The following is a 22698-nucleotide window of genomic DNA, read 5'->3' as shown; positions in this document are numbered from 1 at the left end:
GGCCTGGGGTGATATCATATTCATAAATTCATAAAATTAAACATTATTAACATGGTAAATGTGAAAATCGCACAAAAAAAACAGTCACCTTCTGAGTGGCGAAAACAGCTTTATTGAATGAGAAACTTACTAATACTATAACAAAAAAACGATCATAAATTCTTTGATAGTTTGACAAATATGTTACAAAATTACGTCGAAATTCGTAAAAGATCTTACTGCATGTAAGATCATGTTCACCATGTTTAGATTAATATGAAAAAACAACGCCCTTAGAGACGTTGTTTTCCTTTTCTTATATATTTTCATTGGGTGTCGTCTCCTTTTTAACCACCGTATACGTTTGACCATTCTTTTCCATCTGTTCCGTCAATTCAATGAGGACGACAGAGTCGGCACCTTCTGGCATCATCGCGCCGGTCATAATGCACGCAGCCGTATTCGCTGTCAGTTTCTTGGTCGGAACTGCACCACATGGGATCGATTCAATAACTTGCAGAGTAACTGACCGTTCGTCGGAGGCCCCTTTTGTATCAGTCGACCGGACGGCAAACCCGTCCATCATCGACCGGCGAAAGTGGGGAAAGTCGTGCGTCGCTACCACATTTTCACCGAGGTATCGGCCAATGCTGTCCGTCAGCTTCACTTTTTCTGTACCAAGTGGGCGAATCCATGATTCAAGACGTTTTTGTGCATCCCAAATGTCAACAATTTCTCGCTGAAATCTCATCTTTCGTCTCCTTCTTTCTGCTAAACTTAAGAAAGGCATGCCCTAATGAACGTCCTTCCCTTTTATAAGGACAAGTGCGTGGGGAAGGACAGGTTGAACGACATCAAAACATTCTTGTACCCCTTTCGAATTTCCTGGAAAGTTTACAATAAGTGTTTCTTTGCGAATACCTGCTACAGAGCGGGAAAGGGAGGCATACTTCTTTTTCGAAAGTGTTTTCATTCGCATCATTTCAGTTAATCCGGGAGCTTCCTTTTCAATCACGGCTTTCGTCGCTTCCGGCGTCACATCTCGAGGTGCAAACCCCGTGCCCCCAGTCGTCAGCACAAGATCACAGCATACCTCATCAACGAAGTGAATGAGTGTTGCCTCAATGACCGGTTGTTCGTCAGGAATAATCTCATATACCGCTACTTCCCCATCAATACGGCGGACAAGCTCACACAAGAGCAACCCGCCCCTATCATCTCGCTCACCGTGGAAGACTCTATCGCTTACTGTTAATACACCGACTTTCCAACCCAATCGTCACTTCTCCTTCCTCTCATCTGTCTTCCCTTACACATAGTCACCGCTTTTGCCCCTGTTTTCCGCACCAAGTAGATGGGGCCGTTTACTTTGCTTTTATCTGCAACTTTGCACATATCCTGAACCTCTACACGACTAAAATCGGCAACTTCTTATGTATTAGTTTGCCTTACTTGTCTGTTTAACCTTTGTACCTAGAAAACTAGTTAGGGCTGGCCGTACCTCATTTGTATCTTTGCCACTCTTCTGGAGTGTCGATGTCTGCCCCCCATAGTGGATTGTCAAAATCGACATATTTTAGTTCAGCTAAATGTTGTTGAATGACTTGTTGTGCACCCTGGTTTCCTTCAATACAAAGCAACTCCGGGAAAATTTCCGCATCAAACAAGACTGGATGACCAGGGACAGATGCATAGCGGGGACGGATAATTTTGATATTTTTTGACTTTGCCATATCATATGTTTCCCTCAACCGCTTAACAACCATAACAGGAATAAACGGTTGATCAGCCAAAAAAATAAATGTTGCTGAAACTTTATCCTGAATAGCTTTCACCCCGGCCTTTAACGAAGACGACAACCCTTCAGCAAAATTTGGATTGTGAATCACAATAGCCGGTAAATCACGGGTATGTTCCTTAAGTAACTCGGTCTGTTCGCCGCCCACTACGACAACTGGTCGGAGTCCCGAGTGTACAGCTGTTTCAACTGCATGTCGAAACAGGGGCTTTCCGTGCAAGTTAAGAAATTGTTTTGGTTGTCCCATTCGTTTAGACATGCCGGCAGCTAAAATAATAGCACCAATATCGTTCATACACTTTTCCCACCAATTAAATAGTATGTGAACTACCCACCACCTGCGCTTCGCTCAGAGGTGAGGGCTTCAAGCGACTGTATGTTTTCGCCGAACAATAAGCAACATACAAGACCCCTTTACGCTTCCTTTCGTTCCGAAGGTGTTCATTCTTCCACAATATTTGTCAATACCACATTAGCATGTTTGCCGATGTTCAAAATGTAATATCTTGGAAGAAAGGATCATTTGGTAGGGCGCTGCAAGTAGAGGCGCCCCCAGCCGTCAAACATGAATTTTTTCTCTACCGTGCAGCGGCTGCCCCGGGCGAGCCGATCGCACTGCGAGTAACTCCAGACACGATGGAAACAGCAACTTCTTCAACCGTTTCTGCACCCACATCCAATCCAACCGGTGCATGAATCGGTGCACTGTTCATGTCGGCGCCAATATTCTGAAACATCTCCCGAGTACGTGACAAGGGACCAAGTATACCTATAAATTTTGGTTTTGCCTGCAGTGCTAGACGTAGTGCAACTTCGTCTCGCATTTGCAAGTGATTCATGATTAGCCACCAGTTCCCCTCCAGTTGTGCTGGATCAATCTCGTCAGGTTCAGCTACCAGGTGTTGGGCCATAGGAAAGCGTTTGACTCCGTTAAATTCTTTGCGTGGATCGAGCACGGTTACACGGAATCCGCATTTGGCAGCGAGCTTCGCCACTGGAACGGCATCGTGACCTGCGCCGCAGATGATCAAATGTTCGTTTGGCCGCATCGTGTCAATGTAAAAACGTCGATTATCGACTATAGCTATCTCCGCTCTCGTACGATTTTCGACACGATCTATCAGCTTCCGCGCGACAGCTTCTGGCAGCTTGTCAATATCGCCGGCGATGGGATTTTTCTCGTCAAATACGACACGGATACCCGTTGGCAATTCAATAGCCAGTGAGATGGCACGATCTTGGGCGATGGCTTCCTGCACCGATCGCCAGAAAGGATCTTCAGAATGAATAGGAAAGATGGCGACTTCCATCGTTCCTTTGCAGCCAATCCCAAGAGACCATAATTCATTTTCACTGAGGTCATAATTTACGAGTCGAGGTTCGCCTTCTTCTATTGCTTTTTCCGCCCATCCATAAAGGTCCGATTCGAGGCAGCCCCCGCTGAGTGTACCAAACATATTACCTGTTTCGGTCATCATCATTTTGGCACCCGGCAGGCGGTACGCGGAGCCTTGTACCTGGGTAATCGTCAATAGAGCATTCATTATTAGTTCTAAAATCTTCGACTCCGTCAAATTAGCAAAGTTATTTTAGTAGTTTAACGGCTGTGGGAAAACAAGAATGATTAGAGATGATGTGAATTTGTATATTATATATCAACATTCTTCTTGATCTTTTTATCAGTTGAGAAAGCTTATGGAGTATAAAGCAGCGATCGTTGGCGTTCGGATGGTATTGGTTCCTCCGAAGAATACTTCCTGCAACTGTCCGATTTGCGGGCATGTTGCCAAAGAAAGCAGATCGTCAAGGGGGCAGTTTTATTGTCGCGCTTGTGGGTATGCTCCCTCCCTGCCAACAACGTGGCTGCGGAAAATATCCGCAGGGCTGCGGTCAACCATCCGAACGCGGCAGCCAATTAGCTAGCTGCAAGCTCACGGCTTAAGCCGTTGGGTAGTTGACATAGTCACGTCTCCTGATAAGAAAGAAGCCAAATAGGCCTCTTCCTTTCGAAAACGGCTCCCGGGAAAGGAAATGTACAAAAGTTAAACTCCTATTTTTTTAAATAGATGGTTGACAAAGGTAGGCAGAACGCAAACTAAGAGGGACAGATCACTAAAGAATCCCCACTTTCACCGACGTTAGCTGGTAAGTGGGGATCATCAAAACCTTCCCGATCGAAAAATCGAATATAAAAGCCAGCAAAACATTAAGGTAGCGACGCAAAAGCCAATCTCGATCGCCGGGATTTTCCACAGCAATGTCGATTGTCTGCCCATCGACGAGCCGATGATGATGCCGACCATAATGATGCTGAAGGAAAGCAAAACGATGCTAAACGATAAGCGGTTGCTGATTTGGTCTAATTTTCTCAATAAAAACTCCAAGTCAGCGATGCCAATCTCCCAGCGCACTTTTCCTTGTTTCATCAGCCTCGTTAATTCTTTTACATTTTTCGGCAAATCCACGAACAGTTCCCCATAATCAGAAAGGCGTTTCCATGCCATTTCCGCTACGTTTTTCGGCCGCATCCTCTCCTTTAGCAACTGGCGGCCAAACGGTTCGGCAATGTCGATCATGCTAAAGTCAGGATCCAGCTTTTCCACGACCCCTTCCATCGTCAACAGCGCCTTCCCTAACAATGTTAAATCGCTCGGGATGCGAATCGAGTGGCGGAATGCAACATGAAGCAAATCCTGAACCGCTTCGCCGAGGCTGATTTGGCTCAACGGAATATGATAATATTTTTCCCGTAATTGCTCGATATCCTGACGCAGCTGTCTTATATCTACTTCATCCGGTACTAAGCCCATATCCCCGATCGCTTTCATGACTCCATCGGTGCTTTGACGCATCAAAGCGATAATGAAGGACGATAAGTGATATTTCATTTCTGGAGTAATTCGCCCTACCATGCCGAAATCAATGAAGGCAATTACGTCACCTGGCAAAGCCAACACATTTCCCGGATGGGGATCGCCATGAAAAAAGCCTGCCATGAAAATTTGCTGGAACATTCCCTTTGCCAGCCGCTTCGCCAGAATTTTTAAGTTATAGCCGCGTTGTTTCAGCCACTCTAGTTCCCCTAGTTTGATGCCTTCCACATATTCCATCGTCAGCACTTTTTTTGTTGAATAGTCCCAAAACACTTTTGGCACATAAATAGCCGAATCGTTTTGAAACTGTTTGGAAAATTTCTCGGCGTTGCGCGCTTCTACGGTGTAATCGAGTTCTAGGCGAAGCGATTTCGATAGTTCGTCCAATATATCACGTATGCGATATTGCGCCGCCCACTCTAAGCGGCGTTCCGCGAGCACGGTCAAATCTTGAAGAATTTCCAAATCCGTTTCAATGATCGCGGCGATATGCGGACGCTGGATTTTCACCGCCACCTTTTCGCCGGAATGAAGGACCGCCCGATGAACTTGTCCGATGGAGGCAGCGGCAAGCGGAGCTTCCTCAAAAGACTGAAAAATATGGTCCAGCTTCCCTCCCAACTCCTCCTCAATAATGCGGCGAACATCGTCAAACGAAAAAGGCGGGACTTGATCTTGCAATTTTTCCAGTTCACGGATAATGCCTTCCGGCAGCAGATCGGGGCGCGTACTGGCCAGCTGTCCTAATTTCACGAAAGTTGGTCCTAATTCCTCAAGCACAAGACGGATGCGCTCACCAATCGTTTTTCCGTTCTTCTCCTTTTTGTCCACACGAAGCCGTTGTGGAAGGGAAAGAAACTGGGAAAAGCCGATTTCCTCGACCACCATTTCAAAGCCATGGCGGAGCAAAGCAACCGCAATATCGCGATAACGGCTCATATGACGCATTCTTTTCCCAATCATCCGTCCATCCCCTTTAATGTCTAGGGGCCATCATGGGCGGCCCCGTTCAATTACTGGTCTTCTTTTTCTTCTAAACGGCGGATTCGTTGCTCTAATTGTTGCAGTTCATCTTTCGTCACCAAATCGAATTTATCGATTACTTGTTTGATCTGTTCGCGCACGATGCGCTGCAATTCTGCTTTTCTTTCTTCTGTTTGCTGCTTCCACTGATCGATAATATCCTTCGATTCTTCGAGCGACAATTCCCCTTTTTTCACCAATTCGTCAATCAGCTTTTCTGCCTGTTCCTTACTCGCTAACGCCAATCCAATTCCAAACGCCAGCCCTTTTTTGAGAATGCTCATAATGGCCGCGACCTCCTTTATGGTTTTGTTTCCATTATGATACCACTTTCACAATCTTGTGTCGAGCTCTTCCATTCGCAAGGAAAATACCCTTCAAGTTTCATTTTCCCATTTTCCTCATATTTCCTCCTATTGGCAGATAAAACAGGAAGTAATCCTAACAACTACTTACAGTAATTGATGCTGTTCGTTAAGATTACCGGCCCCAACTTCCCTGTTTTTGTGTTAGAAAGCCGTACTTGTATTTGAACGCCTTCCAATCCTGCTGTTATACTGTCAAGACGCCCAGCCCATGTTGGATCATCCGTTTCTGGAGTCGGATAAAGCGGGAAACGCCAGCTAATGACATTTGGGATGAATGCAAAACCCTCGAAGCGATCGTAATCTCCAAAAGAGGAAGGCTTAGGCAAGTGAAGAGCATGAATGCTAATACTGGTGCGTGGGGAGCCTGTGATCAATTTTACTTTATACACGAGAGCCGCCCCCATCGCGTTTGGATAGCTGCTGTCTACTGGCTTTAATACTAAGCTGCAAGGAACGGATATAGATGAAGCGGCCTTCGTTTGCACAGGACTGAAAACGGCAGATCCAAATAAGAGTAAAGCCAACACCAATTGTTTCATGAACTTCCCTCCTAGCACATATCATTTTTGTTAGTTTTCCTTTTCGACTGTCTTTTTATGAAACAGCTTTGTCTTCTTTCGAAAGCGCATAGCGGACGAAAGGAAGTGGAATAGTATCATTGGACATTCAATGGAAGGAGGCCAGCCGAAATGACAAAGGAAGAACTCCGTTACGGCGAGGATTATAAATTTATCCCTGCCACTTCGGTCACCAGCGGTGCGAGCGTGGAAGTACGGCCGGATTTATATTGCCATACGATTCAAATCGTCAACATTTGCCTTGTCGGCGATCCTGACAAAAAAGAGTTTGTCCTGGTGGATGCCGGAATGCCAAAATCAGCGGGCGATATCATCGCTGTCACCGAAAAGCGTTTTGGTACCGACAGCCGTCCGCAGGCGATCATCTTAACGCACGGCCATTTTGACCATGTCGGGGCGGTTATAGAGCTTGTGAAATATTGGAACGTTCCTGTTTATGCTCATGAAGCAGAGATGCCTTATTTAACAGGAAAAGCGCGCTATCCGGAGCCAGACCCGTCGGTGGAAGGCGGAATGGTGGCGAAAATGTCAGCGTTTTTCCCAAATGAACCAATCGATTTAGGCAGTCATGTTCAGCCGCTTCCTAGCGACGGCACGGTGCCGCACTTGTCTGATTTCCGTTGGATTCATACGCCTGGGCATACTCCTGGACATGTATCGCTGTTTCGCGACAGAGACCGCGCGCTAATTGCCGGGGATGCGTTTGTCACCGTCCGCCAAGATTCTTTATATAAAGTGTTCACGCAAGAAACGGAAATTAGCGGGCCGCCGCGCTACTATACGACCGACTGGAACGCCGCCCGCGAATCAGTAAGAAAGCTGGCGGCATTGCAGCCAGAAGCGGCTATTACCGGACATGGAGTGCCAGTATCAGGTGACAAACTGCGGAAAGGATTAGAAAAGCTAGCGCGTGAGTTTGACCGCATCGCCGTGCCGGATTACGGAAAATATGTTCATTGACAAATTCGCCTTCCGCAAATAGTCGGGAGGCGTCATATTTACTGGCAATACGTGTAATTAAATAGCACATATGCCGCAACAAGCAATCGTTCCCATTCTTCATCGCCTTCGTTCACCCGAAACGTATAACGCCAGCGCAACAACCGCGAACGTTTCCCTGTGAAAAAAACCAATAATACTAATACAAAGATAATTTTCTTGTCATGTCATCCACTGTATGCGTATAATAAAGTTGAACAGCAATAAGATAAAAACAGGACATTGGCGGCAACCAATGTCCCATAGATACACAGCTTACTGCAAGAAGTGCAGTGGCCCGGAAAGCGGATAGTAACCTACCCTCACTTAGGCCGAGCAGGGTGGGTTACTTTTTGTTTTTGGATACAGCGATGACGGTGACAATGAGCGATGCAAAGGCAATCATTAATGTCAGCGCATCGGCAATGGTCATCATCAGCGGCACCTCCCTTCTTTAAGGGAGTAGCCACTGCCCACCCTGCATGTAGCTGTGCATGTTTATTATATCATAAATTGCCAGAATATAAGAACATATATTCGCAAAATAGGAAAAAGGTGATGTTTCCGTCTGTTAAATGGATAGTAGCATGTATCTGCGCTTCCCACTCTTTTCCTTCTTTAAGCTAATTCATTCTCCTCACTATCACTTTTCGTTTTCGATAATCGACCGTAACGTTTTTTCATTTAATCCGTTTTGGCAAAACTGAAATGAAGTTCCCGTCATTCTCTTCGCTCTATCGACAATTTGCCCTAAATGGTAGCTCGTATGTTCGACCAAATGAAAGAGGCTATGCATATCGATGTCACTGTAATTGTTCTCGTTGATCATATTCGTAATCTGATGTTTCCATTTATCAAAAGTTTCCTGAACGATGGTGGACAGCATATCCGGTGTGAAATCTAACTGAGGAAAATATTCTTCAATTCCTGCATCAAACTTGATGTTACGCTGCAAATAGCTGAGCGTATTCCTTTTCACGTGTTCACAAATATGCAGAACGATACCGCCAACAGAGTTCAAACCTGGCGCATTACATTCCCACAATTGTTCCGTATTGAATGCCTGAATCGAACGAAGCAATTTAGGCAGATAATGGTCATACATTCGATGCAGAGCGATTTTAACAAATAGCTTCATTTCTTCCATTTCTAATCCTCCAATGCTAATTGAAAACAAAGTACCTTGTTTTCATATTAGACGGTTTTTTGTCATCGTGATGAATTCGATCCTATTATCGTTTTGTTCATAAAAGTGGCTTTGCTTTAAAAAATGAATGCGTTCCATCTTGTTTCCTCCGAATTACAACCATTTTGCCATATAATATTCATCAACATATTTTCCGTTTATCAAAAGAGAATGACGCTTGATTCCTTCCCGTTCAAATCCCATTTTGCGATACAGCGATACCGCGCGTTGATTGTCAACGACTACCGTCAGTTCCAACCGGTGAATGCCTTTCGTGCGAGCCCAACGCTCCAATTCGGCAAACAGCATCGTACCGATTCCTTTTCCTCTGTATGAAGCCAGCACACCAATGACGATATATGCCGTATGTTTATTTCGTCTCGCACGCCCTCCCCTTGCGACTAAATACCCAACCAGTTTTCCTTCCGCCTCTGCCACCAGTATCGTGGAGTTTTCCTCATTCTGCATTGCTTCGATTTGGCTTCGCTGCTGTTTTGGGGTGAGAGTTCGTTCTCCTGCTTCAAACAATAAAAAGTCTGATTCTTTTTCTACTTGCAAGATAAGATGTGCCAATTCTTCCGCATCGTCTACCGTCGCATGCCTTATTTTCATGCATTTTCTCCCCCCTCTAAATATTCCCGCGCTAAATCGCGGCTGCGATACCGCCCCATCGCCGTTTTTACCTTTTTAAACCCTGCTTGTTGGTAAAACGGCTCGTTTCCTGTCGTCGCAATCAAATGAACGCAAGAAATATGCTGCAGCTGATCAAGCAAATCTTCCACAATTGCTTTTCCGATGCCACGCCCTTGAAAATCACGATGAACGACCACATCGTAAATCGCCGCATTAAACACGCCATCGGAAAGAGCGCGGCCGAATCCGATAATGCGGCCGTCACAAAAGGCAAGTGCAATGACATTGCTTGCTTCAAATACCTGCCGGATGACTTCTTCCGTATGTTTCGTCCAGCCGACGGATTCATATACCTCTTTCATCTGTTGCCAATTTGCCTTGGATAGATCATGACTGATTTCGATCACTTATCTTCTTCCCTTCACTCTTTGAAAAAGTTATCAAGAACGGATGGTTTCTTTGCTTTTTCTAAATTTTTGTTTTTTCATCTAACTGTTAATGTTATTTTTTCGACCTTAACAACATTGCCTCCTTCTATAAACTTTCCACTGTATCCCGTATTTTTTCTGAATAAACAAAATACTATCATGACAATAAACAAAAGTATGTTATGATATAAACAGAAATAAACAAACATAAACAAACAATTTTTAGAAAAACAAACCGGAAAGGAGTTCATGATGTTAGCAGCAGAAAGACAACAAAAAATTGTAGAAATTGTAAACGAACGATTAAGCGTTCGTGTATCCGAGCTAAGCAAGCTATTTTCAGTAACAGAGGAAACCATTCGTCGTGATTTGGAAAAATTGGAAAGAGAAAATAAATTAAAACGAAGCCATGGAGGGGCTATTAGCATTCGCGATGAAAGCGAAATCGATTTTTCCGAACGGGAAATTACTAATGTAGCAGAAAAGAAGGCGATTGCTCAAGAGGCTGTCAAACAAATTTCTAGCGGTGACCGTATTATTTTGGACGCCAGCACGACAGCTTGGTATCTTGCCAAATCGCTTCCTGATATGCCTTTAACTGTTGTAACAAATTCTATCAAAGTAGCTATTGAATTAAGCAAAAAAGAAAAAATTCAAGTCATTTCTACAGGAGGAATGCTGCTGCCAAGATCGCTTTCCTATGTTGGTCCATTAGCAGAACGATCCCTTGAAACTTATCATGTTGATAAAGCCTTTCTTTCCTGTAAAGGGATCCATTTGGAGAACGGATTAAGTGAATCTAACGAATGGCAAGCTTTATTGAAAAAAAGAATGATGGATATTGCCGATCAAACGATTCTAATGGTGGACTCCAGCAAATTTGGTATTCGTACATTTGTGCACATGGCATCCTTAAGCGATATCGATCACATTATTACGGACAACAAAATTGATATCCATTGTAGAAAGGAACTAGAAGATAGGAACGTCCCTTTCACTATAGTGGAAACTCTTCGTTCAGCATACTAATGATGTCAAGCAATACAAACTTCCCTGCATCATTATGTTTACGTAAAAATAAGTGCGCGTTCCATAAATCGAATGGAACGTGCACTGTTTTCTTTGGTTTACACTAACCACTAAAACACCGCAGATGATCAAACTTTCAGTATTAAGGGGATTTTCTTGCGGGAGAAATCGAATATTAGCACCTTTATTCTCCTACATATCAGTGTCACCTGACTGTCATTTGGATATTCACAATATCATTTTAACCTCTAATTTTTGATGGCTGCTTGTCTTAGATCAAGAGCATTTAACTTTTCCACAATCTCATCTAATTGATGAATCGATAGCGGTACTTTCGGCATACTTGCTAATTGTCTTAACGTATATGTCTTCGTTTGACCGAATGTCGGTTGAGCTGTAATTCCTGGAGCGTATGTTTCCAATAGTTGTACCGCTTCCTCATATGCCAACAAATCAATCAATCTTGTATCTGCAGAGAAAGTAACTCTAAGCCCATGCTTATTTGGATATACAAAATGGTAGACACCTGATCCAACTGTTAGCTGTACACCTTTTGTTGTTTCTATAGCAGAATAAATACCTGTGACGGATTCTATAGAACTTCTACTTTCTTTTACCTCTTTCAGCTTTGCGTCCGGAAGAAGTACTTCTGCCGTTGTATTGGCAGGAATCTGAACCTTCACTTCTACTTCATCATCGCTCAAATGCCATAACGATTCAATTAGACCATACATCGAATGGTAAGATGCTTTTGCATACGTCAATTCGGGACCGCTGATTCTTGGCTGAATACGAATGCGCTTAAAGGCAGGTTCTGTTTCATCCATATCTAATCCAGCCACTACACGATACATCCAATCTCCTATAGACCCATAGGCATAATGATTGAAGGAGTTCATATCGTCGCTCCAAAATGAACCGTCTGGTTTAATGCTATCCCAATGCTCCCAAATTGTCGTTGCACCTTTCTTCACACTATAAAGCCATGACGGATATGTGTCCTGTAATAACAGTTTCATTGCCGTTTCGTGGTAACCATTGTTTGAAAGAACAAAGCATAAATAAGGCGTACCTACAAATCCTGTTGTTAAATGATAATCGTTTTCTATAATCATTTCATTTAATTCATGGGCAATTCGCTTTTTCGTTTCTCCTTCCACTAAATCAAACATAAGGGCCAGCACATGAGCTGTCTGCGTCGGGGATGCTAATCGCCCAGACGGCGTAACAAATTCTTCACGAAACTGCGCAATAATTCGATGTAATAGTTCACTATATATTCTTACATCTTCCGCTTTTTCTAGTACAACCGCCGCATCGCGAACAAGGCGTGTCGAATAAGCGTAAAACGCGGTGGCAATGAGATCTTTAGGAGTTGCACCAATATAGCTGTTTTCTTTTGCGTCTAATGCCAACCAATCTCCAAAATGAAACCCTGTATTCCACAGATACTCATTGTTTCCTTGGTTTCGTATATACTCCACCCATGCTTTCATGCTATCATACTGCTCCGATAACAAACGCTTATCCCCATAAACAAGATAGACGGTCCATGGACAAATCACCGCTGCATCTCCCCATGCAGCTGAGGAAGCTTCACCGATCGAATTAGTCAGCACATCAGGGATTACAAATGGAACGCCGCCATCAGACAATTGGTCCGCTCTTAAATCGCGAAGCCACTTCGTAAAAAATGGAGCTCCTTGATAGTTAAACAATGCTGTACGAATGAACACTTGTGCATCGCCTGTCCAGCCTAGACGTTCATCACGCTGCGGGCAATCGGTCGGCACATCGACAAAGTTACCTCGTTGCCCCCATCGAATATTTTGTTGGAGCTGATTAACTAATGGATTCGAGCATTCAAAATATCCTGTCGGTTCCATGTCCGAATGAATGACTTCGCCAATAAAGCAGTTGAGTGGCAGACCGTTTTCTTGATTCGGATATCCTTCCACTTTCACATAACGAAATCCTTGAAAAGTGAAATGAGGCGCATAAACTTCCGTACCTTCCCCTTTTGCAATATATGTTACCGTCTGCTTCGCTTTGCGCAAGTTTCCCGTGTAAAAGTTTCCTTCTTTGTCAAGCACTTCAGCATGCTGAAGGGTGATACGCGTGCCAGCAGGGGCATGGACTGTCATTCGGATCCGTCCCACCATATTTTGTCCCATATCCAACACCGTTTCTCCCGACGGTGTCACGAAAGAAGAGATTGGGCGGAGCGTTTCGGTTACGAGAGTAGGCCAATTTTCCTGCGCCACTAAATGAATCAGTGGTAAATCACAAACAACAACGCCTTTCCAGTCCGCATCATTGAAATGCGCACTACTCCATCCTTGTTTTTCTAAACGAGCGTCATACACTTCGCCATGATAAATTTCCGAATACAAAATTGGCCCTATCGAGGCTTTCCAAGTTGTATCCGTTACAATTAATTCTTCCGTCCCATCTTCATATTGAACATGAAGTTGAACCAAGGCTGCACGACGATCCCCATAAATGTGACGCTTTCCTTCCCATCCTAATGTTCCTTTGTACCAGCCATCCGCGAGCATAATACCGATAGCATTTGATCCTTCTTGAAGCTGATATGTAACATCATACGTTTGATATTGAAGACGCTTTTTATAACTAGTCCAACCCGGGGTTAGAAGATCTTCCCCCACACGTTCTCCATTCAAATACAATTCATATAGACCAACCCCGGTTACATAAACGCGTGCCGCGGAAATTCCTGTTTTCAGTTCAAAACTTTTCCGAAGGAGAAAAACGGGTTCAGATAAAGGATCTATCTCGTTTGGATCAGGAGTAATCCACTGTGCCTTCCATTCGCTGGTATCAAGAAGCGCCGTTTCCCACCAAGCAGTTTCGCTCCAATCCGACTCACGACCAAAATTGTCCCAAATTTTCACTCGGTAATAATATCTTGTTCGAGAAGTTAGTTCTGGTCCATCATATTCGATATGAATGGATTGGTCTGACTCTATATATCCCGTATCCCACACTAGGTTTTCAAAATCATTTTCCACTATAGAAACTTGAAGACGGTAAGCTCGTTGCATCGTTCCCCGACGATCCGATTCAATGCGCCAGCTGATTCGAGGTTTTCTTACATCTATTCCGAGTGGATTGGTTTTATATTCACACCTCAAATCCTTTACTTTTAAAGCATTCATTCTCTTCTACTCCTCTCTTTGATTTTTTCAACAGACGTTTATTAAAATCATTTTTTTGACCACAATAGAGGTACAAATCATTCCTTATGCAACGACTACTTAATTGAACCAGCTGTCATTCCAGCAATAATCTTTTTACTGAAGAAAATAAATAATATTAGCGGCGGAAGGGAGATGAGTAATATATTTGTAAAAAGAAGATTCCAATCCGTTTTATACATGCTCATAAAATTGTAAAGAGTAAGCTGCAATGTCACATTTTCCGCTCCAGGGTAAAAATACAATGGGTTAACGAAATCATTGTAAATTCCTACTGCCGATAAAATGACTATAGTTGATGTAACCGGCTTTAGAAGTGGGAAAATAATATGGAAAAACAAGCGAAAACTCCCACAACCGTCTATAAGTGCTGCTTCGTCAATTTCACGTGGAATCGTGGCCATAAAACTTTTGTAAAGCAAAGCAGCAAAAGGAAATCCAAGTGCTACCTCCACAAGCACAATACCTGGCAATGTTTTAAACAACCCAAGAGAATTAAGAACCCATATCGTTGGTACCACAGCAGGAGGAATAATTAATCCTGTAATAACTAGAAAGTTAAAAAATGAGCTAAGCTTGTTTATTTTTCTTTGTAAAACAAACCCAGCCATGGAACTTACAAGAACTAAAATAATAATAGAAAATACAGTAAGCAGTGTACTGTTGATAAATGCACGCACCACCATACCATCATTAGCAGTTAATACCGTCCTTACGTTTTCTAGCAAATGAAAACTACTAGGCCAACTCATATTTAATAAGGAAGATTCTTGTGTATTCTTTACTGCATTAATAATGACGAAGTAAAAAGGAATGCCAAAAACAACAATAGTTAATAGGACTGCAATGACTTCAATAATTAACTGTTTTACCTTTTTTCCGTTCCAAACTGCTCTTTTTGTCTCTTCTGCTAGTTGACTCATTTCTTTTTTCATCGGCATCATACATCCACCTCTTTTCTGTTTAAGTATACATATAATGGAAGTGCTAAAGCAGATACTACTATAAATAAAATCACGTTTCCGGCGGTTGAGAGCCCATAAAAACCAGCTTGATATTGTTTGTAAATAATCGAAGCAATAAGATCCGTACTAAATCCCGGTCCTCCTTTTGTCATCGCCCATATCAAGTCGAAAGAACGCAATCCTCCGATAAATGAAAGGATAATGACTGAATTCATAGCTGGACGGCTAAGCGGGAGGATAATATACCAAAATTTATGAAATGCATTGCCTCCGTCCATCATCAGTGCTTCATAATATTCTTCCGGAATCGACATAATCCCAGCAATAAAAATCACGGTCGCTATTCCTACGCCTTTCCATACATCGACAAGCGCAACCGATAAAAGAGCGATGCGCGTATCCCCAAGCCAATCTGGTCCGACCATTCCGAGTACCTGGAGAGTTTTATTAATCAATCCCTGAGTTGGATGCATCATCACAGTAAATGCAATCCCGACAGCAATCGTACTCAACAACGTTGGAAAGAAAACCATCGAACGAATAAACGATTTCGTTTTTAATCTTGAACAAAGAAACACACCGAGAAGAAAGCCGAATATCACTTTCAGACCAGATGTCACCACAGCGTAGATAATCGTATTTTTAAAACCGATATTCAATGATGGCTCCGTGAAAAAAGTGGTAAAATTTTCTAATCCAATAAACTTCCAATCTGTCAACGTCCACCACGTCATACTAAAAAAGAACGACATAATAGTTGGAAATAAGAAAAACACAAAATAAATAATTCCGGCAGGTAACAGAAAATAATACGTATAAAATCGATTGATTGACTTCGTCATCTGCTTATCCACCTCATTTCCATGTAGAAGATCGGCCCTGCTATAGAAACATAAACAGGGCCTCTCATCATTTAAAATCTTTTATTATTACCATCCTGGGAGACCAAGTTGTTTTGCTTGCTTTTCAACATCTCGATCATATAACTTGGCTCCTTCCTTCGCTGATTTAATACCGCTCCCTACTTCTGTCGTGATTTGCGGCAAGCTTGGACCTTTGACAGGGCTAAGGAATTCTAAAGCCGGAGCCGTTTTTCCCGATTCAAAATAAGGAAGCATTTCCTTTACTGCTGGGTAAACATCATCTGGAAGTTTAGCTCCTTTTATTGCTAAAGGTCCCTCTGGTTTCACTTTAGAAAGATATGCATTCATTCCCTCTGGAGAGATATAAAATTCTACAAATTTTTTTGCTTCCTCAACATGATCGCTATTTTTGTTAATATAGATAGCTGCAGGCATCCATACAGTAAAACCGTTAATATCCGGGCTGTCGCTAGGCTGTGGAAATACACCGATGTCATTAATCTTATCTGGATAATTTTTTGCAATTGCTGTCAGTGCAAACGTAAGCATTGGATAATGAACACCCTTGCCTTCAGCCAGCATTTTTAAACCAGCATCATAATTTGTAGCTAGAAAATCCTTATTCAAATACCCCTTTTTATACACTTCTTCTAATTTTTTGAAACTGCGAAGTGCTTCTGGGGTATCAGAAAATTTCGCCTTATTAGCAGTGTAGTCTTCTGCAAATGTAGGGGTCTTTGCAAGGACATTATAGTTATCTGCTAATACAATCAATTGTGTTGTCCAATCATCCTTATAAGTTCCAATTACCGGTGTTTTACCTGCTGCCTTTATTTTCTCATTATTCTTCATTAACTCTGACCAAGTTTTTGGAACGGAAAGTCCAAGTTCTTTATAAACTTTCTTATTATATAACCATCCACCAACTATAACAGGCCCTGCAGGAATACCATATACCTTTCCATTTGCGGTAACCGTCTTCTTAAAAGAATTCATCACGTTTTTCATAAAAGGCTCATTTGTTAGATCTACAAAGTTTTGTTCTGGATTTAACGCTTGTACGAGAGCTCCTGAATTGTAGTAAACAAGATCGGTCATATCTCCCGTGGCCAAACGGGTTTTGACAACATTATCTCCTTCTGCTCCCCCTGGACGAGTTTCAAATTCTATTTTAATGTCGTATTTTTTCTCAAATGCATCTGCAACCGCTTTGATTCCATCCAATGTTGTTTGATTGTCAATTAAAAGTGTAAGGGTTTTTTGTTCTTTTGCTGCATTATTCGACGTGTCTTTACCGCTACCGCTGCACCCCGTCAATATCCCCATCATAAGTACCGTACTACACAATAGTGATGAAAATATTTTTGTTTTCTTCCTCATTTTTAATCCCCCTTTTTAAACGCTTTCATTTTTTATATTGTTTCTTCTTGTTTCTTCTCTGAGCCCAGATTTACTTAAGATCATTGTAAACGATTGCTAAGGAACTTGATAAGTGTGTTCTTTTTGTTTTTTGTCCGTTTTTTTTTGGATAGCAGTAATAATAAAATGATCTTTAGATCAGAAATATTACAGCGCATACAAACCTAACCAAACAAAAAAAGGCTTTTAAGCCTTTTCCAAAAAACTTTTTAAAAAATTTCTTTATATTGTCCTGGTTTCATCCCAACATATTTTTTAAACACCTCAGAAAAGTGTTTATAGCTATGATAGCCGACCATCTCGCTAACATCCGTTACCTTATATCCTTCCCGAAGCAATTCCTTCGCCTGCTCCATACGAATTTCAGTCAAATATTTAATATACGAATGCCCCATTTCTTCTTTAAACAGCAAACTAAAATAGGCAGGATTCATCCCTACATGTTCGGCGACTTCCTGCAGGGTCAAGTCCCTATTATAATTGTCTTTTATATAGATGCACGCTTTTTCTACAGCACTATGCTTCGTTTTTTGGCGGAACGCCATTACCCAATCCATAATCATTTCCATTTGCGAATGCAGCCATTGAAACATTTCTTCCCTTGTATTCATTTGACGTATCTCCACATGAGGCAAATAATCTTTCCCCCATATCTCATCTATGTTTGCTCCTGTTTCCTTTGCTGCTTCGATTGCAAAATAAACAAATTTCAATACTTCCCTCTCCACAATATTTGGATGGAGCCCTTTCGATTTTAATTGTTTTATATAACCATCCAGCTGACGAAGTAGCCCTTCTTTATCTCCAGTCCGTATATAAAACATAACTGCTTCCTCTTGCTTTGGTAGATCCGTAGAAAATGGAGAATCGCCACTTATATCTTCAAAATGAATCCAACCATTTTCCTCCATAAACCGCCCATATTTCAACGCCTGTAAAGCCTCTTTATAGCTTTTCGGGGCATCAGTTATATGTGAATATGTTCGGCCGCATCCTACTGTTATTCCTACCTGCTCTGCCCAAAAACATAATTGTTTCCATAAAACATCCGATTGAACATCAAAATGAAAAACGACAAACAGCTGCTCGGATCCATTTCGCACATAAACAATACGGTAAGAAGGGGCATTGCTTATAAAATAGCGATATTCCGATAACGCAATAACCGTTATCCCAACAACACGGTCTTCATCATCTCCAAAGCATTCCCGCCACTTTGCTTCTGCCTCATTCCCCAGCAATAGCAAGTCTAATGTGGCTTTTTCTAGTAACTCGCGTTGGCTATTCTCCCATTTTGATTTCAGCATAGAAAGTTCCTTTTTTTGCTCGATCTTCTCAATAATTTTAGGAATGGTATCCTTCATCATAGATACGGTAATTGGCTTTTCTAGATAGTCCGCCACCCCTAATTTAATGGCTTTCTTTACGTACTCATATTCATTAAAACCACTGAATACAATACATATCGTTTCAGGCGATTCTGACAAGATCTTTTCCACAAGTTGCAACCCATCTATACCAGGCATCCGGATATCTGTAAAGACAATATCAGGACGGTATGTTTTCCATAACGATAAAGCACTAAGCCCATCCGCAGCAGTTCCTACTAATTCAATTCCATATTGTGACCAGTCAATCATCGTTTGGAGACCATGGAGTACAATATATTCATCATCAAATACAGCAGCCTTTATCACGGATTTCCCTCCTTTGTCTCCATAGGGAATCGAATTTCTACTCTCGTTCCTCGATTTACTTCGCTTGAAATGGTAAATCTACTGTCTACCCCATAATATAGCGATAAACGTTCACGAACATTTCGTAAACCGTATCCCTTCTCGATCGCTTCCAAATCTTCCATTCCTACCCCATCATCTTCGATTGTAAAAGTAATAAATCCACTCTCTATTTTTCCAGTCAATCGAACAGTTCCTTTCCCCACTTTCGGTTCTAAACCATGATAAATAGCATTCTCTACAAGCGGCTGAAGTAATAGTTTCAATATTTCTTTATCCATTAGGGCAGGATCTACTTTTTGAATATACTGAAAGCGATTGTTATGCCGCATATTTTGAATCGTCATGTAGTGTTGAATATGTTCCAGCTCTTTCGCTACAGGAATAAATTCTTTCCCATTATTCAGGCTTAACTTAAAACTCTCTGACAGAGATATTGCCATTTTAGCGATATCATGATTATTTTGTAATACGGCCATCCAGTAAATCGAATCTAATGTATTATATAGAAAATGGGGTTTAATTTGCGCTTGGAGCGCCCGTAGTTCTGCCTCCCGCTCCTTTAATTGCAAACGGATCAACTGTTCGTTAAGCTTTTGATTCTCTTTTGTCATTCGCTTAAATGTCTCTTCAATGACAACAATTTCATTCTCTTCAGTAGCGTCATGAACATCCCATATCCCTTTTGCTAATTCTACGGTTATTTTTTTTAATTGTCTAAGCGGTCTTGTAATAGACCCAGAAAAAACAAAGGAAAGAAATAAAGAAATAAGAGCCATGAAAGAAGCGATGAAGGCCGTCACCATTCCTATTTGGTTTGGCTGTTGGAGCAACTCTTTTTCTTTAATTACATGGATAAACATCCATCCTGTTGTTTGATTTGTATAGCTGCTAAGAAAATAGCCTCTATCCCTTAGCTTTTGAAACGCAGATGAAATACTATTTCCTAAATTACTTTCTATATGAAAAGAAGAAGTAGAATCATATACAACACTTACTCCTTTTCTAGAAGGATTAAGGACAATAAATCCTCGGTTCTCCTTTTCATTAAACACTTTTAAAAATATGGATTTTTTAATGTTTACCACTAATAATCCTGTAATCTGTGGATGAAATAATTGTTCAGGATCCCTTAATAGCTTGACCGAAGAAAATGTGTTGCTTGTCCGTGTATCTGTTAAAACATTGTAATCAAAAAATACTGGCTTTCCTTTTGCTTCTACACTTCTTTTATACCAGTCCGTCTGCGCAATCTCCGCAAAGTTATCATTGCTTCCATAGTGGCCCATACTTTTAGAATTTCCGTAACATACAGAACGGTAATGTGGATCAAATAAACAAACCGAATCAATATATTGAGTATCAATAAGATAATTAGAAAGCAAATTTTGGATACGCCTAACTGTACCCATATTAATGATTTTCTGTTTGCTATCTTTATGGGAAGCACTTCTTTTTAATTCTCGTTGAATGTCCTTATTCCACGAAATGACTCTCTCCATATTGATAATATTGCGTAACAGCAAATCAGCTACCTCGTTGGCTGTCTCCAGATGGTTTTCTGTCACTCGCAACTGGTTTTGCACTAGTGTATCTTTTGCAATATTATAGGAAAAGAACCCTAACAGAAAAAGAGGCGGAAGCGAAAGACTGATCATCGCAATAAAATATTTGTCGCGAACATTCTGAAAACGAAACAGTCTCATAATTCTCCTAAACCATTGTTTTTTCATTACAATCCTACCCTAGCAAAGCTTATTTGACCTACATTATAATAATCAATCTATCTTAACAAAATATGTTACAATTAATATCTACTTATCATTTAGCCCCAACAACGAGAGAAGAGGATGTCCCAAAAGTGTTCGCATAGCGTTCGCTTTTGGGACACTTTTTTGGATAAAAAAGAAGAAAACCGTTCCTCTTTTGGTATAATAGAGTCACCACAACCCTACCAAAGAAAGGACGGTTTTCTTATGTACATTTATTATAACCGAGATCAACTCATTTTGCCAATGGATCTTGAAATTTTCATTCCCAAACATCATCTTTGCCGGATTGTGGATCTGGCAGTGGAAAAAATGGATCCGGCTCTGTTCGTTTCCCTCTATCCTGGCGGAGGGCGTCCAGCCTATCATCCGAAAATGATGTTGAAAGTCATCCTGTATGCCTACGCCAATCGGATCTACTCCTCTCGCCAAATCGCCAAGCAGTTGAAAGAAAACATTTACTTTATGTGGCTATCCGGCCATCAAACACCGGATTTTCGCACGATCAACCGATTTCGGTCGGAACGGATGAAGGACATCATTTACGAAACGTTTTTCTCCATTGTCGATCTTCTGCGTCAAGAAGGGTTGGTCAAGTTAGAGGATTATTTTCTGGATGGAACGAAAATCGAGGCCAATGCCAACCGATATACATTCGTTTGGCGCAAATCAACGGAAAAGTACGATCAGAAACTGGAGGAGAAATTCCGGAAAATCGTTGCCTCGATCGAACAGGTGACGAAAGAAGATGAAGAGGCGGAACAAGAGGGGGATTTTCAAGAAAAGCTGGAAGCTTCACCGATCACGTCCGAAAGGATCGAAGCCGTCATCGAACAAGTGGAAGAGCGCCTAAAGAAAGAGCCGAAGAATCGTACGTTAAAGAAAGCCAAACGGCAATTGGAACAAGATCTTCTCCCCCGTAAGAAAAAATATGAAGAATACAAAGAAAGATTAGGCGAACGGAACAGTTTTTCGAAAACGGATCCGGATGCCACGTTTATGCGGATGAAGGACGACCATATGAAAAATGGCCAGCTCAAACCGGGGTACAATGTGCAGATTGGGACAGAGAACCAATTCATCACTGGATTTAGCGTGCATCAACGGGCAGGGGATGCCGGATGTTTCATTCCGCATTTGGAGCAATTGGCCGCCTATGGGCGTCCAATGCCTAAACAAGCCATTGCGGATTCCGCCTATGGGAGTGAGGAGAACTACACGTACTGTGAGAAAAAGAAGATAGTCGCCCTGATCAAGTACAACACGTTAGATCGGGAACAAACGAAAGCGTGGGCGAAGGAGATCGGCCGAATCGAGAACATGACGTATGATGAGGAGCTGGATGAGTGGATTTGCGCTAAAGGGGAACGGTTGGTGTTTGTGTATGAACGGAAGGAAACGACCGACAACGGGTACGTTACCGTCAAACGGACGTATCGTTGTACGGCTTGTGCCGGATGTCCGTTTCAGGCGACATGCGCCAAAGGCAAAGACACGAAAACCATCCGCGTTTCCTTGAAAAATCAACAACAACGGCAAGAGATCCGTAAACGGCTGTCCACGGAAGAAGGGGCGGCGACGTACCGAAAACGACAAATCGAAAACGAGCCGGTGTTTGGGCAAATCAAGCACAACCAGCAATTTCAGCGCTTTTTGTTAAGAGGGCTCCCAAAAATTACCTTGGAATGGGGGCTTATTTGTGCTGCTCACAATTTGAGAAAGTGGGCGGCCACAACCGATCCAACAAAGAAAAAACAGGATAAAATTCAGAAATAAGGAGAAATTCCTGCTTCAAAAAAGGAATAAATAACCAAATAGTAAAGAAAAGAAACAGAGGCTGTCCCCAAAAGGTCGG

At 42.0% G+C, this 22698-nt stretch carries 20 protein-coding genes and 1 pseudogene; 4 read left to right on the top strand and 17 right to left on the bottom strand.

The window, feature by feature from the left end; translation table 11 throughout:
• Positions 1–295: 295 nt before the first annotated feature.
• The 4 genes from BV455_RS18640 to BV455_RS18625 all read right to left on the bottom strand — a co-directional run bounded on the left by BV455_RS18640 (position 296) and on the right by BV455_RS18625 (position 3258).
• Positions 296–730, bottom strand: a complete 435-nt coding sequence (locus BV455_RS18640; RefSeq protein WP_042408059.1) for a MoeA family protein — start codon at positions 728–730, stop codon at positions 296–298.
• Between the two features lie 42 nt (positions 731–772).
• Positions 773–1255: a MogA/MoaB family molybdenum cofactor biosynthesis protein gene (locus tag BV455_RS18635; RefSeq protein WP_042408002.1), complete on the bottom strand. Its 483-nt coding sequence runs from the start codon at positions 1253–1255 to the stop codon at positions 773–775.
• A gap of 226 nt (positions 1256–1481) precedes the next feature.
• Positions 1482–2072 carry a nucleotidyltransferase family protein gene (locus BV455_RS18630; protein ID WP_061579186.1) on the bottom strand — a complete coding sequence of 197 codons (591 nt, stop codon included), beginning with the start codon at positions 2070–2072 and terminating at the stop codon, positions 1482–1484.
• Positions 2073–2355: 283 nt separating this feature from the next.
• Positions 2356–3258, bottom strand: coding sequence for an XdhC family protein (locus tag BV455_RS18625; RefSeq protein ID WP_245005299.1), 903 nt, complete (start codon positions 3256–3258; stop codon positions 2356–2358).
• A gap of 214 nt (positions 3259–3472) precedes the next feature.
• Here BV455_RS18625 and BV455_RS20835 point away from each other — a divergent pair.
• A pseudogene (locus tag BV455_RS20835) lies at positions 3473–3556 on the top strand (zinc ribbon domain-containing protein); the annotation flags it as partial.
• Between the two features lie 380 nt (positions 3557–3936).
• Here the strand turns inward: BV455_RS20835 and BV455_RS18615 are convergent.
• The 3 genes from BV455_RS18615 to BV455_RS18605 form a co-directional block, all read right to left on the bottom strand.
• On the bottom strand, positions 3937–5613 hold the full coding sequence (locus BV455_RS18615; protein WP_218687543.1) for an ABC1 kinase family protein: 1677 nt from the start codon (positions 5611–5613) through the stop codon (positions 3937–3939).
• A gap of 50 nt (positions 5614–5663) precedes the next feature.
• Entirely contained in the window at positions 5664–5957 is a 294-nt protein-coding gene (locus tag BV455_RS18610) for a phasin family protein (protein WP_017434110.1), read from the bottom strand.
• A 164-nt stretch (positions 5958–6121) separates the two neighbouring features.
• On the bottom strand, positions 6122–6580 hold the full coding sequence (locus BV455_RS18605) for a YoqH family protein (protein ID WP_061579189.1): 459 nt from the start codon (positions 6578–6580) through the stop codon (positions 6122–6124).
• 150 nt (positions 6581–6730) lie between these two features.
• Between BV455_RS18605 and BV455_RS18600 the strand changes: the two genes are divergently transcribed.
• The gene (locus BV455_RS18600; RefSeq protein WP_218687542.1) at positions 6731–7579 is read left to right on the top strand and encodes an MBL fold metallo-hydrolase; all 849 of its coding nucleotides are present in this window, start codon (positions 6731–6733) and stop codon (positions 7577–7579) included.
• A gap of 364 nt (positions 7580–7943) precedes the next feature.
• Here the strand turns inward: BV455_RS18600 and BV455_RS20520 are convergent, their stop codons facing one another.
• The 4 genes from BV455_RS20520 to BV455_RS18585 all read right to left on the bottom strand — a co-directional run bounded on the left by BV455_RS20520 (position 7944) and on the right by BV455_RS18585 (position 9778).
• Positions 7944–8033, bottom strand: a complete 90-nt coding sequence (locus BV455_RS20520) for a putative holin-like toxin (protein WP_017434114.1) — start codon at positions 8031–8033, stop codon at positions 7944–7946.
• A 207-nt stretch (positions 8034–8240) separates the two neighbouring features.
• Positions 8241–8735, bottom strand: a complete 495-nt coding sequence (locus tag BV455_RS18595) for a hypothetical protein (RefSeq protein ID WP_042408056.1) — start codon at positions 8733–8735, stop codon at positions 8241–8243.
• A gap of 162 nt (positions 8736–8897) precedes the next feature.
• Positions 8898–9395 carry a GNAT family N-acetyltransferase gene (locus tag BV455_RS18590; protein ID WP_042407990.1) on the bottom strand — a complete coding sequence of 166 codons (498 nt, stop codon included), beginning with the start codon at positions 9393–9395 and terminating at the stop codon, positions 8898–8900.
• Positions 9392–9778 (bottom strand): GNAT family N-acetyltransferase, encoded by a 387-nt coding sequence (locus BV455_RS18585; protein ID WP_042408052.1) that lies wholly within the window; start codon positions 9776–9778, stop codon positions 9392–9394. Before BV455_RS18585 ends, BV455_RS18590 begins: the two co-directional genes overlap by 4 nt.
• A gap of 318 nt (positions 9779–10096) precedes the next feature.
• Here BV455_RS18585 and BV455_RS18580 point away from each other — a divergent pair, with 318 nt between their 5' ends.
• The gene (locus BV455_RS18580; protein WP_017434119.1) at positions 10097–10873 is read left to right on the top strand and encodes a DeoR/GlpR family DNA-binding transcription regulator; all 777 of its coding nucleotides are present in this window, start codon (positions 10097–10099) and stop codon (positions 10871–10873) included.
• A 248-nt stretch (positions 10874–11121) separates the two neighbouring features.
• On the opposite strand, the gene BV455_RS18575 is transcribed toward BV455_RS18580, so the two are convergent.
• The 6 genes from BV455_RS18575 to BV455_RS18550 all read right to left on the bottom strand — a co-directional run bounded on the left by BV455_RS18575 (position 11122) and on the right by BV455_RS18550 (position 20807).
• Positions 11122–14052, bottom strand: coding sequence for a glycoside hydrolase family 78 protein (locus tag BV455_RS18575; protein WP_042407988.1), 2931 nt, complete (start codon positions 14050–14052; stop codon positions 11122–11124).
• Between the two features lie 95 nt (positions 14053–14147).
• Positions 14148–15035, bottom strand: a complete 888-nt coding sequence (locus tag BV455_RS18570) for a carbohydrate ABC transporter permease (RefSeq protein ID WP_217994785.1) — start codon at positions 15033–15035, stop codon at positions 14148–14150.
• Positions 15032–15898 (bottom strand): carbohydrate ABC transporter permease, encoded by an 867-nt coding sequence (locus BV455_RS18565; RefSeq protein ID WP_218687541.1) that lies wholly within the window; start codon positions 15896–15898, stop codon positions 15032–15034. The genes BV455_RS18570 and BV455_RS18565 overlap by 4 nt, the downstream gene beginning before the upstream one ends.
• Before the next feature lie 87 nt (positions 15899–15985).
• Positions 15986–17299, bottom strand: a complete 1314-nt coding sequence (locus BV455_RS18560; protein WP_218687540.1) for an ABC transporter substrate-binding protein — start codon at positions 17297–17299, stop codon at positions 15986–15988.
• A 248-nt stretch (positions 17300–17547) separates the two neighbouring features.
• Positions 17548–19035 (bottom strand): response regulator, encoded by a 1488-nt coding sequence (locus BV455_RS18555; RefSeq protein ID WP_081162816.1) that lies wholly within the window; start codon positions 19033–19035, stop codon positions 17548–17550.
• Positions 19032–20807, bottom strand: a complete 1776-nt coding sequence (locus tag BV455_RS18550; protein WP_223845256.1) for a cache domain-containing sensor histidine kinase — start codon at positions 20805–20807, stop codon at positions 19032–19034. The genes BV455_RS18555 and BV455_RS18550 overlap by 4 nt, the downstream gene beginning before the upstream one ends.
• A gap of 243 nt (positions 20808–21050) precedes the next feature.
• On the opposite strand from BV455_RS18550, the gene BV455_RS18545 reads away from it, so the two are divergent.
• On the top strand, positions 21051–22619 hold the full coding sequence (locus BV455_RS18545; protein ID WP_218687463.1) for an IS1182 family transposase: 1569 nt from the start codon (positions 21051–21053) through the stop codon (positions 22617–22619).
• The last annotated feature ends 79 nt before the right edge of the window (positions 22620–22698 follow it).

It is taken from the genome of Parageobacillus caldoxylosilyticus (assembly GCF_019272935.1).
Classification (GTDB): Bacteria; Bacillota; Bacilli; order Bacillales; family Anoxybacillaceae; genus Saccharococcus; species Saccharococcus caldoxylosilyticus.
The sequence above is the reverse complement of the archived record's forward strand: the minus strand, read 5'-3'. Positions and strand labels throughout refer to the sequence as shown.

Bases quoted from the DNA above. Each gene is read 5' to 3' on its own strand.
- BV455_RS18565 (WP_218687541.1), bottom strand. From the start codon at position 15,898: ATGACGAAGTCAATCAATCGATTTTATACGTATTATTTTCTGTTACCT.
- BV455_RS18560 (WP_218687540.1), bottom strand. From the start codon at position 17,299: ATGAGGAAGAAAACAAAAATATTTTCATCACTATTGTGTAGTACGGTA.
- BV455_RS18550 (WP_223845256.1), bottom strand. From the start codon at position 20,807: ATGAAAAAACAATGGTTTAGGAGAATTATGAGACTGTTTCGTTTTCAG.
- BV455_RS18640 (WP_042408059.1), bottom strand. From the start codon at position 730: ATGAGATTTCAGCGAGAAATTGTTGACATTTGGGATGCACAAAAACGT.
- BV455_RS18590 (WP_042407990.1), bottom strand. From the start codon at position 9,395: ATGAAAATAAGGCATGCGACGGTAGACGATGCGGAAGAATTGGCACAT.
- BV455_RS18630 (WP_061579186.1), bottom strand. From the start codon at position 2,072: ATGAACGATATTGGTGCTATTATTTTAGCTGCCGGCATGTCTAAACGA.
- BV455_RS18585 (WP_042408052.1), bottom strand. From the start codon at position 9,778: ATGAAAGAGGTATATGAATCCGTCGGCTGGACGAAACATACGGAAGAA.
- BV455_RS18570 (WP_217994785.1), bottom strand. From the start codon at position 15,035: ATGATGCCGATGAAAAAAGAAATGAGTCAACTAGCAGAAGAGACAAAA.
- BV455_RS18610 (WP_017434110.1), bottom strand. From the start codon at position 5,957: ATGAGCATTCTCAAAAAAGGGCTGGCGTTTGGAATTGGATTGGCGTTA.
- BV455_RS18615 (WP_218687543.1), bottom strand. From the start codon at position 5,613: ATGATTGGGAAAAGAATGCGTCATATGAGCCGTTATCGCGATATTGCG.
- BV455_RS20520 (WP_017434114.1), bottom strand. From the start codon at position 8,033: ATGATGACCATTGCCGATGCGCTGACATTAATGATTGCCTTTGCATCG.
- BV455_RS18595 (WP_042408056.1), bottom strand. From the start codon at position 8,735: ATGAAGCTATTTGTTAAAATCGCTCTGCATCGAATGTATGACCATTAT.
- BV455_RS18600 (WP_218687542.1), top strand. From the start codon at position 6,731: ATGACAAAGGAAGAACTCCGTTACGGCGAGGATTATAAATTTATCCCT.
- BV455_RS18625 (WP_245005299.1), bottom strand. From the start codon at position 3,258: ATGATGATGACCGAAACAGGTAATATGTTTGGTACACTCAGCGGGGGC.
- BV455_RS18545 (WP_218687463.1), top strand. From the start codon at position 21,051: ATGTACATTTATTATAACCGAGATCAACTCATTTTGCCAATGGATCTT.
- BV455_RS18580 (WP_017434119.1), top strand. From the start codon at position 10,097: ATGTTAGCAGCAGAAAGACAACAAAAAATTGTAGAAATTGTAAACGAA.
- BV455_RS18605 (WP_061579189.1), bottom strand. From the start codon at position 6,580: ATGAAACAATTGGTGTTGGCTTTACTCTTATTTGGATCTGCCGTTTTC.
- BV455_RS18575 (WP_042407988.1), bottom strand. From the start codon at position 14,052: ATGAATGCTTTAAAAGTAAAGGATTTGAGGTGTGAATATAAAACCAAT.